The sequence below is a fragment of the Martinezella sp. CNPSo 3964 genome (assembly GCF_057784375.1).
Window position 1 is genome coordinate 356,500 of the sequence record NZ_JBXSOW010000002.1, and the last position, 13,950, is coordinate 370,449.

The following is a 13,950-nucleotide window of genomic DNA, read 5'->3' on the forward strand; positions in this document are numbered from 1 at the left end:
TTTCCCGTCATTTTATCCCGCGTCTTAGCCGATCGGATGCGGCTTGGCGATGATAAATGCGGACCCTTTGCGGGTAAGCTGTCGATTTTAGGGTAAGTCGCGAGGAGCGATGGCCAGCGGGCTTTTCGGCCGCCGGGCGCTCCTCAAAGGACCCGGCAACCGCGCGTAAGGCCGAGGAGAAGAAGCGAAGTAAGGGCGCGCGTATTGTCACGCAGGGCAACGCGCCCACGTGCAATCTGTTCGGAAATCTTTGCGCCAGTCATCTTCATGGCCGCGCTTATAGCCGCCGGATCGGAAAGAAGCAACCCCTCGCTCATTTCTTCAGCATCTGCACGCCGCGCGACAGCGCCAGCATCAGCCCGCCGGCGATCAAGCCCCAGAAAGCGCCGGAGATCCCGCCGAAGGAAACGCCCGATGCGGTCACCAGAAAAGTGATAGCGGCGGCCTCACGCGATTCCGGCTGCTGGAAGGCGTTCAGGGCGGAGTTGGAGAGCGCGCCGACCAGCGCCAGACCGGCAACCGCCTCGATGAGGATCGGCGGCGCGAGCGCCACGAAAGCCGTGACGGCACTCGCCAGCAATCCAAGGATGACATAACCGATGCCGGCGATGATCGCCGCCCAATAACGGCGGTTCGGATCGGCATGCGCATCCTGCCCGGCACACATGGCCGCGGTGATCGCCGCGAGATTGACGGCGTGGCCGCCGAAGGGAACAGCAAGAAGCGAGAACACGCCGGTAACTGCAAATAACGGACCGGGCTTGGGATCGTAGTCATGCACCTTCAGCACCGCGATGCCGGGAATATTCTGCGATGCCATGGTCACGATGAACAGCGGCAACGCAATGGACACGATGCCGGCAAGCGTGAAGACAGGCTTCACGAACTCGACCGTCGGCAACAGCGAATGTTCGAGCGAAGCGAAGGCGCCATCCGGTATCTTGACGCCGAAGGCCAGCACCAGGGCAAAGGCCGCAAGGGCCGCCGGCACCGCCCATAGCCGCTTGAACGAGCCAACGACGATCCAGGCGAGGATGATCGGCAGACCAAAGGCGGGATTGAAGGCGATCGCCTTCACCGGCGCGAAACAAAGGCCGATCAGCACGCCCGCGAGCATCGCATTGGCGAGCGGCGCCGGGATCGAGGCGACCGCCCGGCCGAACGGGCGGAACAGCCCGGCGATGACGATCAATATGCCGCAGATGAAGAACGCACCGACTGCCGCCGGAAAGCCGCCCTCGATCGCCCCTGCACTTGCGAGCAATGCGGCTCCCGGCGTCGACCAGGCAATACTGATCGGAAGTCTTGTCGCCATGCTGAGCACGATGGCGCAGACGCCCATCGCGACGGAGAGCGCCGTCAGGCCGGACGCCGCCTGTGCATCCGAAGCGCCCACCACCTGCAGGCCATGGAAGACGACGGCAAACGAGCTGGCAAAGCCGACAAAAGCCGTAAGGCATCCCATGAACAGGCTTTGAACGGAAAAATCTTTGAGCATGGCGATGGAGACTCGAAGAGTTCACGAGGATCGATTGAACGCGCATGGAGCATCACAAGCATCGGGCGTGCAAGTGCTGTTTTCGAGCAAAATGGCAGTCTCATTGGGCAAATCCCTCGCGGAATGTGTCGCCGCGGAGTCAAATCGTGCATAAACATGCATATTTACTATCTTATTTATGCACGTTATTGCAAATTCATGAGCAATTCACTTCCATTGTCCCGCCGGGACGTCATCGAAGCGCGGCTTGCAGAGGGGCGGCAAATCGTTGCCGCAGCTCTGGCAGCCGAATTCAACGTGTCCGAAGACGCCGTGCGTCGCGATCTGCGGGCGCTCGCCGCCGAGGGTAAATGCCGCCGCGTCTATGGTGGTGCGCTCCCCCTGCTGACACCGTCACAGCCCATGGCCGCACGCGTCGGACGGGAATCCGGCCGCAAGAGAGCCTTGGCCAAGGCCGCCGTCGCGATGATCGAGCCGGGCGAATTTCTGTTCATCGATAGCAGCAGCACCAATCTTGCGATGGTCGATCTTCTGCCGAAGGACCTTGACGTGACGATCGCGACGAATTCCATCGACATCGCCAGCGCCGTCATGAAGCGCGGCGATATCCCGCTCGTCCTGATCGGCGGCGCGGTCGATCCGGTCGTCGGCGGCAGTGTCGATGCATCCGCCGTTGCGGCTATTGAAGCCATGAATATCGACCGCTGTTTCCTCGGTGTCTGCGCCGTTTCGGCAAGAAACGGCATCAGCGTGTACGAACATGCAGATGCGATCTTCAAACGGACGCTGCTGAAGAGAAGCGCAGCCCGCATCGCCCTGATTACCTCGGAGAAATTTCACGAACGTGCGCCGCACCGTATCGGTGGCGCCGACGATATCGACTGGCTTGTTGTCGAGGATGACCTGCCCGCCACTGACGAAAAAGCGGCTGCCGATGTCGGCTTTTCGCTCGTGAAAGCGAGCGACGTCGCCTCATCCTCCTGATCTCGAAAGACAAGGAATGACCATGCAAACCACCGATCGGCCGGAAACCCGGCTGGCAACCCGACTTGCCTTTCTGGTCGCGGGTTTTGCCCTCGCCTGCTGGGCTCCCCTGGTCCCTTTTGCCAAGGAGCGCCTCGGCGTCGATGACGGCGTTCTCGGCATGCTGTTGCTGTGCCTCGGTCTCGGCTCGGTGGCAGCGATGCTTGCGACCGGCATGCTGAGCGCGCGGTACGGCAGCAAGCCGATCATCATCGCAGGTGGTCTCGGTCTTGCCGCCATCCTGCCGACGCTCGCTGTAGCAAGCACACCATTCACCCTCGGCATTGCGCTCGCCGCCTTCGGCGCCTGCCTCGGATCGCTCGACGTCGCCATGAATATTCACGCCGTCGAGGTGGAGAAAGGCGCGGACCGGCCGCTGATGTCCGGTTTCCATGCGCTCTTCAGCATCGGCGGCTTCATCGGCTCTCTGCTCGTCACCCTGCTTCTGTCCGTCAAGGCCGGGCCGCTCGTCGCCACGCTTCTCAGCTCGGCGGTGATGGTGATCGCCATGATCATCGCCTGGCCGCGGTTGCTGCGCACCGTTCAAGCGGACGACGCACCGTTCTTCGTCATGCCCCGCGGCTTCGTGCTGCTGCTGGCTGCCCTCGCCGCCATCACTTTCCTCGTCGAAGGTGCAATCCTTGACTGGAGCGCCCTGCTTCTGACCACGCAGGGCCGGGTCGACGCCAGCCATGGCGGCCTCGGCTACATGCTGTTTGCCATCGCCATGACGATTGGACGATTTGCCGGCGATGCGGTCACGGCAAGAATTGGCGACAGGGCGATCATGCTCTGGGGCGGACTCGTCGCAATCGCCGGCTTCGTCGCTCTGTTGCTGAGCCCTTTCTCAATTCTTGCCATGAGCGGCTTCCTGCTGATCGGCCTTGGCGCCTCCAACATCGTGCCGGTGCTATTTCGAAAGGCCGGCACACAAACGGTCATGCCATCTGGTCTTGCCGTCGCGGCAATCACGACATGCGGATATGCGGGCGTTCTTATCGGGCCTGCGAGCGTCGGTTTCGTGGCGGATCACATCGGCCTGCCCGGCTCTTTCTGGGGGCTCGCTCTCCTCCTCTGCGCCGCACCTCTTTGCGCCGGCATCGTGACCCGCACTCAGGATCGGGAGGAGACTGATGCGCATCGCTCATACAGCTCTATGGACACGTGATATCGATGCCGCCGCAGCGTTCTGGATCAAGTACTTCGATGCGACCGTTGGCGAGCCGTATCACAGCCAGCGCCGCCCGGGCTTCACCTCCCGCTTCGTCTCTCTGCCTGCGGGCGGCGATCAGATCGAACTGATGACCGGGCCTTGGCTTTCAGCCGATGCATGTGACGAGCGCATCGGCTGGGACCATATCGCCCTGGCGCTGGGCACAAAGGCCGCCGTCGATGTGCTGGCGGAGCGATGCAGGGCAGACGGTTGCCTGAAATCCGGCCCCCGGATCACCGGCGACGGCTTCTACGAAGCTGTTGTCACAATGCCTGACGGAACACCAGTAGAGATCACCCCCTAGGCGGCGATCAGCAAATTCCCGCAAGGTCGTAGCTCCAACCTTCCAATTCGCCATCCCGGAAACGTTGCAATCCTCTGGTGGCGAAGGCTGGCGGTGGGTTCTCTCGCCGCCAGCTCCCTTTTCCGGTAGCAGTAAGCAATCCATCATCCCAAAACAAAGCCCCCGCCAGCCTTCCGGCAAGCGAGGGCGCTCAATTCAATCGGGAAAACCAGCTAGATCAGATTTCCGCCTGCGAGGTCACGATACGCGAGACCAGGCCGTAGGCCTTGGCTTCCTCGGCGGAAAGCCAGTAGTCGCGGTCGGTGTCCTTGGCGATCTTTTCGATCGGCTGGCCGGTGGCTTCCGAGAAGATCTTGTTCAGACGCTCGTTCATCTTGATGATTTCGCGTGCCTGGATCTCGATGTCAGAGGCCATGCCGCGCGTGCCGCCGGACGGTTGGTGCAGCAGGAAGCGCGTGTTCGGCAGGCAAATACGGCGCTCCTTGGGAGCGGAAACATAGATCAGCGCTCCTGCAGAGGCGACCCAGCCCGTGCCGATCATCCAGACCTTCGGCTTGATGAACTTGATCATGTCGTGGATGGAATCGCCTGATTCGACGTGGCCGCCGGGCGAATTCACGTAGATGCGGATATCATCGTCGCTGGCGGCGGAAAGCGCCACGAGCTGCGAGCAGACCTTCTGCGCCAGTTCCTGCGTGATGCCGCCATAGATGAAGATCGAACGCGACTTGAAAAGATTCGCCTCCGCGTCCTTGCCCAAGGGCTGCTCGGTCTTCTTGTCTTCCTGTTCGTCTTCGTCGTTCATTCAACTCTCCAGCATGATGCGTCGTTCACCGCACATAGTGCGACTCAATGCGTAAAACAATGCCGGAAAAAGACAAGGCGGGAATAGCGACTGACAACATGGTGTTATGGTTGCGGATTACCGAAATGTAACTTGAATGGCTTTGAAAAGCCGAGATTGGATCCTACGTCAGGTTGGCGCGGTTAGAGATCGCGCCCCCAATTTACAGCACAGATAGCCAAGGAGGCCATCATGTCGCCAGAAGAACGTCAATTACTCGCCTCTCTCTTCGATCGCGTGCGCGGTGCATCCAATACCCAGCGCGACGCCGATGCGGAGACATTCATCAACCAGTCGGTCCGTGACCAGCCCTATGCGCCTTATTTCCTGGCGCAGGCCGTCATCATGCAGGAACAGGGCATGAAGGCTGCGGCCGATCGCATCCAGCTGCTCGAGGCCCGTGTACACGAGCTCGAGCAGCAAGGCGCCGACAATCACCAGCAGGGCCAGAGCGGCGGTTTCCTCGGCGGAATTGGCTCGCTTTTTGGCGGCGGCCAGCAACAGCAGCGCGCCGCAGCGCCACAGAGTGGCAATCCGCAGCAGGGTCGCCTTTATGACGACTATGCCCGCAATGCACCTCAGCCCGGCCCGTGGGCCGGGCAGCCGCAACCACAGCCGTCAGGCCCGTGGAGCCAGCAGGCAGCAGCTCCCTCGGCCGGCGGGAGCTTCCTGCGCGGTGCGCTTGGCACGGCGGCCGGCGTGGCTGGCGGCGTGATGCTGGCGGAATCGCTCTCCAGCCTCTTCAGCCCGCATCTCGGCGGCACAGGCGGCGGTCTCTTCGGCGGCAATGCTGGCAGCGGCCTGTTCGGAGGCACGGCAGCCAACGCAGCCGAACAGCCGGTGCAGGAGACGATCATCAACAACAACTATTTCGGCAATGACGATAGTAGCGATCAGAATGACCAGAGCGCAGCCGATTACGCCCAGGATGCTGCGCAGGACGCTCAGGACGACGACTATGACGATTCGTCCGACAACGGTGACGACAGCTCGTTTGCCTGAGCGCGTGCCGCAACGACATTAGAAAAAAGCCGCCATCCCCAGATGGCGGCTTTTTTATTCAGCCTCGGCCACGGTAGGGCTGGACGCCCTGGTCGGGCAGCCAGACGCCCTCCGGCGGCTTGCCGGTCTGCCAGAAGACGTCGATCGGAATGCCGCCGCGCGGATACCAGTAGGCGCCGATGCGCAGCCACTTCGGCTGCAGCAGATCCACCAGGCGCTTGGCGATATAGATAGAGCAATCCTCGTGGAATGCGCCGTGATTGCGGAAGGAATGCAGGAAGAGCTTAAGCGACTTCGATTCGACAAGCCATTCGTTCGGGATGTAATCGATGACGATATGGGCGAAATCCGGCTGTCCCGTCATCGGGCAGAGCGAGGTGAATTCGGGCGCGGTAAAGCGCACGACATAATCCGTGCCGGCATGGCCGGACGGCACCTTTTCCAGAACGGCTTCTTCCGGATTGCTGGCGGTCTTCGTCTGGTTGCCGAGCATCGACAGGCCGGACACATCGGTCTTTGGCATCTCAGGTCTCCTTGATCACTTTGACGCGGATACCATGGGCCTTCTCGCCCTCCGGCTCCACATGAATGGTTATTTCGGCGCCCGCATGGATCGCCCGTATGGCATCTTCAAGGCGATCGCAGATGCGATGCGCCTCACGTACCGGCATGGCGGCGGGCACGACCATATGGAAATCGACGAAGGTCACGGCCCCCGCCCTGCGCGTCTTCAGGTCGTGCACGCCAAGCGAGCCCTCGGCATTCCCCGCGATCGCATCCTTGATGACCGCCTCCTCCGCCGGCAAGACGGCCTTATCCATCAGCCCATCGATGGAATGGGAGATGACCTTCCAGCCTTGATAGAGAATGTTGATGGCGACGAGTATGGCGAGCACGGGGTCGAAGATCGGATAGCCGCTGCCGATCGCAAGCAGCAGGCCGATCAGCACGCCGACCGAGGTATAGACATCGGACATGATATGCTGGCCATCTGCCGTCAGTGCCGGCGAGCGATACGCCCGGCCGGCGCGGATCAACGTGACGGCCCAGACTGCATTGATGACGCCGGCGACGAAGTTGATGGCGAGGCCTAGCACCGGCGCCTGCATCGGCTGCGGATTACCGAGGTGCCCAACGGCTTCCTGCACGATCATCAGCGCGGCGACGACAATCATGACGCCTTCCGTAACGGCGGAAAGATATTCCGCCTTGTGATGGCCGAAGGGGTGATCGTGGTCGGCCGGCTTCTGGGCATAGCGGATGACGAAGAAGGCGATGAAGGCCGCGACGACATTGGTCAGCGATTCCAGGCCATCGGACAGAAGCGCCACAGAGCCCGTCAGCCACCAGGCCAGCATCTTCAGCCCCATGACGCCGAGCGACAGCGGAATGCCCCAAAGGGCGAGCCGCCTGATCGTATCGTTTCCTTGAGCGCTCATGCCCTTCTCCAGTGTCCCGCGCCGTGCTTATGCGAATGAATTGCAAAAAAGGCGCCGTTGAAATGCAAAACCGCCCGCGCGAATTTTCGCGCAGGCGGTTCATTGACCGCTCATATGGATCACCGTGTCGCATTTGTCAAAGGAGACATGTCCTTTCGCACGACAATCCATCCTCGACTTGCGGATCGAACGAGATGCAATTTGGGCAGTCCACTCGCGGAACATGAGGAAGACTTTGCGCAGATCGCCGTTCCGCGACAATTGGAAGCCGATAATGCGCTCGCCTGCGAAAAATCGTACTGGTAGTTTGGCTTGCAATCCAGCACTAAGCTGTGCTTCAGCCTGGCGTGCAAGGGTCGACAATATCGGCCGGCGCGCCGCCTCTTATAAAAATCATGGTTGAACATGTCCGCTCTTGAAAAGACTGCCGATGCCGCACCCTCCATCGCCGACGCTCCCGCAGGCGTGTCGGATCACCTGGTCGCAGCCGGCGCGTTTTCGGAGGTGGAGCGCAACGCCGTCTATCGCGCGATCGAGACCCGGCGAGATGTGCGCGACCAGTTCCGGCCTGATCCCCTGCCCGACGATCTCGTCAGGCGTCTGCTCGAGGCGGCCCATTCCGCACCATCCGTCGGCTTCATGCAGCCGTGGAATTTCATCCTCATCCGTCAGGGCGAGACGCGCGAACGCGTCTGGCAGGCCTTTCATCAGGCCAATGAGGAAGCCTGCGCGATGTTCGAGGGCGACCGCCGCGCGCAATATCAGCGGCTGAAATTGGAGGGCATCCGCAAGGCGCCGCTCAGCATCTGCATCACCTGCGACACCAGGCGCGGCGGCCCGGTCGTACTCGGCCGCACGCATAATCCGGATACCGATGTCTATTCGACCGTTTGCGCCGTCCAGAACCTCTGGCTTGCCGCAAGGGCCGAAGGCGTTGGTGTCGGCTGGGTCAGCATCTTCCACGAGGATGCCATCAAGACGATCCTCGGCATACCCGAGCATGTTAAGATCGTTGCATGGCTCTGTATCGGCTATGTCGACGAGCTCTACGACATGCCGGAGCTTGCCGTGAAAGGATGGCGCGAGCGTCTGCCGCTTGAAAAGCTCGTCTTCGAGGAAGGCTGGCAGGACTGCGAGGATATGTAAGGGCCGCCAATTTCCGGCGGCCCTCGCCAAATTCAAACGTCAGGATCGGAACGCGACGAAAGAAATGACGTTGCCATCCGGGTCGCGTACATGGAAATCCGTGCCGCCCCAAGCTTGTTTGGTCAGCGGCTGCGCGAACTCCACACCCCTCGCCTTGAACTCCTCGAACAGTCCCTGAACATTCGAGACCTCGATCGAAGCGAGAATCAGCGATTTCTCCTTTGCCACAGCCACTGCGAAATACGGCTCCTGAACAAGTCGCAGATGAATCCAGATGCCATTGCGCGACACCGCCCCGTAGAATGGCGGTGAGCCGTGCAGGAAATCTAGCTCGAAACCCAGCTTCTCCCGGAAGAAGGCAGCACTGACGGTCACATCCCGCACGAAAAGGATCGGGATGACGCTCTTGAAGATCGGCGGCTCCGCTCTGACGGCCGGCACCTTCGGCGCATCCACCGCGACGGTCTTCAACTCGGCCCAGCTCTTGTGACCGGCTTCGACCGCAACAATCTCCTGCGCCAGCGTCAAAGGAAATTTCATCGCCAGGATTTCGCGATCCGTCATTGTCTTGAAACGGTCGAGCGTTCGAACTCTTCCGCCGATGGAATAGTCGCGCTCACGGTGCCAGCGCATCAAGAGCTTGGCTTGTTTGCGATAGGTATCGAGGGTTGGCATAGGCGGACTCCTGCTGAGTGATATCAGCGGGCAGGCCTAGCCCTTTCGGCCGAATGCCGATGTGCCCCACAGGAACGATGCGGAGACTAGGGTACAACCTGCGGCAAGTCAAACCGCCTCAGGGCAAAGTGCGGCTGGCCGCAAACCGCTCGTCTTCATTATACAGGTGCAGGGACATTCGCAGCATCCACGGCAACGATGTCCACAGGCCAGAGGTCAAACCCGCCTGCCGGAGCGCGGCGGCTGTCCATGTATTGCATCCCATCAACGCGTTGAAATATCCCCGCGCCTCGAAGAAAGCATCGTTCGGGCCGTAGTTGCTGCCAGGCAGGGCAACCGGTTTGCTGTCGGCCCGTTCGAAGCTGGCAAGGATGAACTGCTTCAGCCGCTCAAGGCCTTCCGGATCGATGTTGATCGCCGTCACAACAGGCGCATCCAACGGAATATCGCCCGCCAGTTCCGCATGAATGACGGAGCGGTCGAGACCGAAGCTTTTAAGCACAGGTCCGGGCTTCAAATCGGCCCAGGTCGGCGTCTCCGTATAGAAGCTCCGGCCGCCCCAGCCGAAGACGAGATAGCGCAGGTTGGGATTGTCGAGATCAAGCCCGGCTGTCCGCAGGAAGGCGAAACGGGTGAGGAGATCGCCGTCGACGGGAATGGCAATATCCGTATGGATCGGGTTGCTGAGCATGAGGATTTGCAGGGATCGTTCGGCTTTCACAGCCGGCGGATCATGCCAGAACGGACGCGGCACGGCGATGCCGAGGCAAACGAGCGCCACGACGGTAAGCACGGCGAAGAAAACGCCTTTGAATATCCTTGGGATCACCGACTGAAAGCCCCCGCCAACAATCAATCTCTTCAGCGGTTTGTTGGCTCTTTCAAGGCATGAAATAGCCCCATGCACTTTTCCCGAGTGCATGGGGCTATCAAATGTTCCAGCTCTAAACGCTGGCCTCAGGCGGCCTTTGTCTTCACCCGCCGCGCCAGATGCGCCACGACATTCTCGATCATCCGCATGCCGGCATCGCCGCCGAGCGTCATGATCGATTCAGGGTGGAACTGCACGGCCGCGATCGGCTCCTTCACATGCTCTATCCCCATGATCGTGCCATCCTCGCTCTCGGCCGTGATCATGAACTCGCGAGGCAGGCTCGACGGATCGGCAAAGATCGAGTGATAGCGGCCAACCGTCACCTCGCGGCCGAGGCCGGAGAAGACCAGGCCCGGCTCCAGCACGCGGATGCGCGAGGGCTTGCCATGCATCGGGATCGCCAGATGGCGCAACTCGCCGCCATAGGCTTCGGCGAGTGCCTGCAAGCCCAGGCAGACGCCGAAGATCGGCAGGTTGCGCGCCCTCGCCTTCTTGATCGTCGCCTTGCAATCGAAATCCTTCGGATTGCCGGGACCCGGCGACAGCACGACGAGATCCGGATCGAGCCGGTCGAAGACCTCTTCCGGCACCGGCGTACGCACCGTCGAGACCGTGGCACCCGTCTGGCGGAAGTAATTGGCAAGCGTATGGACGAAGCTGTCCTCGTGGTCGACGAGCAGGATCTTCACACCCTTGCCGACGGAAGCGACGTCGCGTTGCTGTTTGCCGGAATTGCCGGTCTTGGCATCACGGATAGCGGAAAGCATGGCGGAGGCCTTCAGTTCGGTTTCGGCTTCTTCTTCCTCGGGGATCGAGTCGTTGAGCAGCGTCGCGCCGGCCCGCACCTCGGCAATGCCGTCCTTGATGCGGACGGTACGCAGCGTCAGGCCGGTGTTCATGTCGCCATTGAAGCCGACCATGCCGATCGCGCCGCCATACCAGGCGCGGGGGCTCTTCTCGTGGCTCTCGATGAAGCGCATGGCCCAGAGCTTCGGCGCACCGGTGACGGTGACGGCCCAGGCGTGGCTGAGGAAGCCATCAAAGGCGTCCATATCGTCACGCAGACGGCCTTCTATATGGTCGACCGTGTGGATCAGGCGCGAATACATCTCGATCTGCCTGCGGCCGATGACCTTGACCGAACCCGGCTCACAGACGCGGCTCTTGTCGTTGCGGTCGACGTCGGAGCACATCGTCAGCTCGGATTCGTCCTTCTTGGAGTTCAGCAGCTTCAGGATCTGCTCGCTATCGGCGATCGGATCGTCGCCGCGCTTGATCGTGCCCGAAATCGGGCAGGTCTCGATGCGGCGGCCGGACACGCGCACGAACATTTCCGGCGACGCGCCGATCAGATATTCCTGATTGCCGAGATTGATGAAGAAGGAATAGGGCGAAGGGTTGATCGCCTTCAGGCGCTTCGAAATATCGGAGGGCTTGCTGTCGCACCGTTCCATGAACTTCTGGCCGGGCACCACTTCGAAAAGATCACCCTTGCGGAAGCTCTCCTTCGCCTTGACCACCAGTTCGGCATATTCGCCCGGACGATGATCGCTCTTGGGCGGAATGGCGTCTGTGTGGCGGAACGGTTCGGGAGCGATCTCGCCGGACTTGCCTTCCGTCGATTGGCCGTCCTTTGCGAAGTCGTAGCGATCGATCCACGCCTTGGCGGAGTAGTTGTCGACCACCAGAATTTCGTCCGGCAGGTAGAGCACCATGTCGCGCTGGTCATCAGGGCGCTTGAGCTTCAGGTTGATCGCGTCGAACTGGAAGGCCAGATCATAACCGAAGGCGCCATAGAAGCCGATGCTGGCATCGGCCTGCGAATAGAAGAGATCGGTCACAGCGCGCAACACGGTGAAGACCGTCGGCATCTTCGAGCGCTCTTCCTCGGTGAAGACACGATCTGGCGTCTTGACCGTGAGATCGAGCCGGCGGGACGTCGAAGTGCCGAGCACAACCTCGGAAACCGTCTTCAGCTTTTCGGTGATGAAGCCGAGAATGACCTCGCCGCGCTCGTTATAGGCGTCGATCCAGACATCGCGCCCATTGCAGGAAAGACCGAGCGGGGGATCGACGACAGCGGTATCCCAACGCGTATAGCGGCCGGGATATTCGTAGTTCGACGAAAAGACCGCGCCGCGGCGTTCGTCGAGCTTGTCGATGTATGACGACACGGCATCCGCATAGGGCGTCGGCCGGCGCTGCCGGGTAACGGTGATCCCGCCCTTCGTCTCATAGATTTCCGCACCATCATCCCGAAGGATCGTTACCATTGTTCCTCACTCCGTTGTCAGGCCCGGATGACAGGCGGCCAGTATAACAAAAAAGCCGCCTCGAAATCTCGGGCGGCTCACTCGTCGTCTTTGAACACGATTGGTCGAGGCCGCCTCAGCGTGCCCACCACCAAACTGCAATGTTGTTCAAGGACATGTTCATGGCGGGAATTGTTAGCGTGAGATGCCTCGATGCGCAAGCGGAAGATGGCAGGAAAGTTTCCAGCAACGAAAAGGCGGCATCCGCCCGCTATCAATCATGGCTGCCCAGGTGAAATACCTTCGGGGTGGCCGAGCTTCGGCAGGACCAGATCGCCAACGGTGTAAGTATGGAATTCGCTCGTCGAAACGTCATCGAGCCTGCGGAATTTCTCGACAAAGACGGGATCGGAGAAGAATTCGTCGACATTGCCGGCGCCTTTGATGGCTTCGATATTCACAACCGTCAGACCATCCGTGCTCTTGGCAAGATTGCTCCAGAGGAATCCTTCCTTCCGTTCAGCGACATAGTGGACGACATCCTGGATCACCCGGAAGGCTTCCTCCTGCTTACCGGGATGAGCGTGAATGACATTGACCACGAAGATGGTCGGCTCCGGTTGAACGGTGAATTGGGTGGAGATCGTATCCATTGCGGTTCCTTTTCGAAAAGCGGCTTCGTTTGCCGTGCGGGTACTGGATATCGGGATCGAGATAGCGGATAAACAATCCGATATTCGCATGAGACCGGAATTAATTTCCGCAATCGGAGGAATGATGGACAGGCTTGGAACGCTCGGCATCTTCGTACAGACGGCGGAGGGCGGCAGCTTCGTTGCCGGCGCCAGAAGACTTGGTCTCTCCAGCTCCGCCGTCGGCAAGGCAATCGCACGGCTCGAACAGGAGATGGGGGTCCGCCTTTTCCACCGCTCGACCCGCAGCATGACCTTGACCGAGGAAGGCAGTTTCTTTCTCGATACCTGCCGGCGGATCATATCCGAGCTCGACACGGCTCAGGCGGAACTTTCGAAATCGCATACAGCGCCTCGCGGCCATCTTCGCGTCAGCCTTCCTCTCGCAGGGATGCTGTTGATGCCGGCCATATCAGCCTTCATGCTCGCCTATCCCGATATCACGCTGGATCTGGATTTTACCGACCGGCTAGTCGATGTGATCGAGGAAGGATTCGATGCGGTCATCCGGACTGGCGATGTCAGGGATACGAGACTGATGAGCCGCAAGCTCGGCACATTCCGCTTCCGGATCGTCGCCTCACCGGACTATCTGAAGGCGGAAGGCACGCCACTGACACCTGAAGATCTGCTTCGGCACAAATGCCTGCATCACCGCTATCCCAGCACAGGCAGACTGGAGCCGTGGCCCCTGATGCGGGATGGGGAGGAGTTGAGGCTCGCCTTGCCGACGACGACAATCGCAAGCACCATCGAGCCGCTCATCCACCTCGCCGAAAACGGTTTTGGCATCACATGCCTGCCGCCCTTTGCCGTCGGGACGCAAATCGCCAACGGCCGACTTGTGCCGCTGCTCGAAAACCACATCGCGAAAACAGGCATCTTCCGTGTATTGTGGCCCACGAGCCGCTACCTGTCCCCGAAGATCCGCGTTTTCGTAGACTTCATGGCGGCCAATCTGTTTTCGGGTCAGTTGGCCGTCTGAAGG

The 13,950-nt window shown here is 60.6% G+C and carries 14 protein-coding genes; 6 read left to right on the forward strand and 8 right to left on the reverse strand.

Annotated features, from left to right (window positions below; all coding sequences use genetic code 11):
• Nucleotides 1–313: 313 nt before the first annotated feature.
• The gene (locus AC13Q5_RS08350; protein WP_075851122.1) at nt 314–1,498 is read right to left on the reverse strand and encodes a benzoate/H(+) symporter BenE family transporter; all 1,185 of its coding nucleotides are present in this window, start codon (nt 1,496–1,498) and stop codon (nt 314–316) included.
• A gap of 198 nt (nt 1,499–1,696) precedes the next feature.
• Here AC13Q5_RS08350 and AC13Q5_RS08355 point away from each other — a divergent pair, with 198 nt between their 5' ends.
• Genes AC13Q5_RS08355 through AC13Q5_RS08365 form a run of 3 tightly spaced genes read left to right on the forward strand, consistent with a single transcriptional unit; the run spans nt 1,697 to nt 4,038 of the window.
• Nucleotides 1,697–2,482 carry a DeoR/GlpR family DNA-binding transcription regulator gene (locus AC13Q5_RS08355; RefSeq protein ID WP_488501403.1) on the forward strand — a complete coding sequence of 262 codons (786 nt, stop codon included), beginning with the start codon at nt 1,697–1,699 and terminating at the stop codon, nt 2,480–2,482.
• A 22-nt stretch (nt 2,483–2,504) separates the two neighbouring features.
• A complete protein-coding gene (locus AC13Q5_RS08360) occupies nt 2,505–3,689 on the forward strand; it encodes an MFS transporter (protein ID WP_488501404.1) in 1,185 nt (394 codons plus the stop codon).
• Nucleotides 3,655–4,038 carry a VOC family protein gene (locus AC13Q5_RS08365; RefSeq protein ID WP_075851123.1) on the forward strand — a complete coding sequence of 128 codons (384 nt, stop codon included), beginning with the start codon at nt 3,655–3,657 and terminating at the stop codon, nt 4,036–4,038. The genes AC13Q5_RS08360 and AC13Q5_RS08365 overlap by 35 nt, the downstream gene beginning before the upstream one ends.
• A gap of 217 nt (nt 4,039–4,255) precedes the next feature.
• On the opposite strand, the gene AC13Q5_RS08370 is transcribed toward AC13Q5_RS08365, so the two are convergent.
• The gene (locus AC13Q5_RS08370) at nt 4,256–4,843 is read right to left on the reverse strand and encodes an ATP-dependent Clp protease proteolytic subunit (protein WP_112340662.1); all 588 of its coding nucleotides are present in this window, start codon (nt 4,841–4,843) and stop codon (nt 4,256–4,258) included.
• A gap of 231 nt (nt 4,844–5,074) precedes the next feature.
• Here AC13Q5_RS08370 and AC13Q5_RS08375 point away from each other — a divergent pair, with 231 nt between their 5' ends.
• Entirely contained in the window at nt 5,075–5,884 is an 810-nt protein-coding gene (locus AC13Q5_RS08375; RefSeq protein WP_488501405.1) for a DUF2076 domain-containing protein, read from the forward strand.
• 58 nt (nt 5,885–5,942) lie between these two features.
• On the opposite strand, the gene queF is transcribed toward AC13Q5_RS08375, so the two are convergent.
• Nucleotides 5,943–6,407, reverse strand: coding sequence for a preQ(1) synthase (gene queF, locus AC13Q5_RS08380; protein ID WP_488501406.1), 465 nt, complete (start codon nt 6,405–6,407; stop codon nt 5,943–5,945).
• 1 nt (nt 6,408) lies between these two features.
• Nucleotides 6,409–7,323 carry a cation diffusion facilitator family transporter gene (locus AC13Q5_RS08385; RefSeq protein ID WP_457881706.1) on the reverse strand — a complete coding sequence of 305 codons (915 nt, stop codon included), beginning with the start codon at nt 7,321–7,323 and terminating at the stop codon, nt 6,409–6,411.
• Nucleotides 7,324–7,728: 405 nt separating this feature from the next.
• Here AC13Q5_RS08385 and bluB point away from each other — a divergent pair, with 405 nt between their 5' ends.
• Nucleotides 7,729–8,469, forward strand: a complete 741-nt coding sequence (bluB, locus tag AC13Q5_RS08390) for a 5,6-dimethylbenzimidazole synthase (RefSeq protein WP_488501407.1) — start codon at nt 7,729–7,731, stop codon at nt 8,467–8,469.
• A 39-nt stretch (nt 8,470–8,508) separates the two neighbouring features.
• Here bluB and AC13Q5_RS08395 read toward each other — a convergent pair whose 3' ends face one another.
• The 4 genes from AC13Q5_RS08395 to AC13Q5_RS08410 form a co-directional block, all read right to left on the reverse strand.
• Nucleotides 8,509–9,144 (reverse strand): glyoxalase superfamily protein, encoded by a 636-nt coding sequence (locus tag AC13Q5_RS08395; RefSeq protein ID WP_488501408.1) that lies wholly within the window; start codon nt 9,142–9,144, stop codon nt 8,509–8,511.
• Between the two features lie 118 nt (nt 9,145–9,262).
• Nucleotides 9,263–9,973: a TIGR02117 family protein gene (locus AC13Q5_RS08400; RefSeq protein ID WP_075851869.1), complete on the reverse strand. Its 711-nt coding sequence runs from the start codon at nt 9,971–9,973 to the stop codon at nt 9,263–9,265.
• 128 nt (nt 9,974–10,101) lie between these two features.
• Nucleotides 10,102–12,291 carry an anthranilate synthase gene (locus AC13Q5_RS08405; RefSeq protein ID WP_075851127.1) on the reverse strand — a complete coding sequence of 730 codons (2,190 nt, stop codon included), beginning with the start codon at nt 12,289–12,291 and terminating at the stop codon, nt 10,102–10,104.
• A 257-nt stretch (nt 12,292–12,548) separates the two neighbouring features.
• Nucleotides 12,549–12,923, reverse strand: a complete 375-nt coding sequence (locus AC13Q5_RS08410; protein WP_488501409.1) for an antibiotic biosynthesis monooxygenase — start codon at nt 12,921–12,923, stop codon at nt 12,549–12,551.
• Between the two features lie 124 nt (nt 12,924–13,047).
• Here AC13Q5_RS08410 and AC13Q5_RS08415 point away from each other — a divergent pair, with 124 nt between their 5' ends.
• Nucleotides 13,048–13,947, forward strand: coding sequence for a LysR family transcriptional regulator (locus tag AC13Q5_RS08415; RefSeq protein WP_488501410.1), 900 nt, complete (start codon nt 13,048–13,050; stop codon nt 13,945–13,947).
• Nucleotides 13,948–13,950 lie beyond the last annotated feature (3 nt).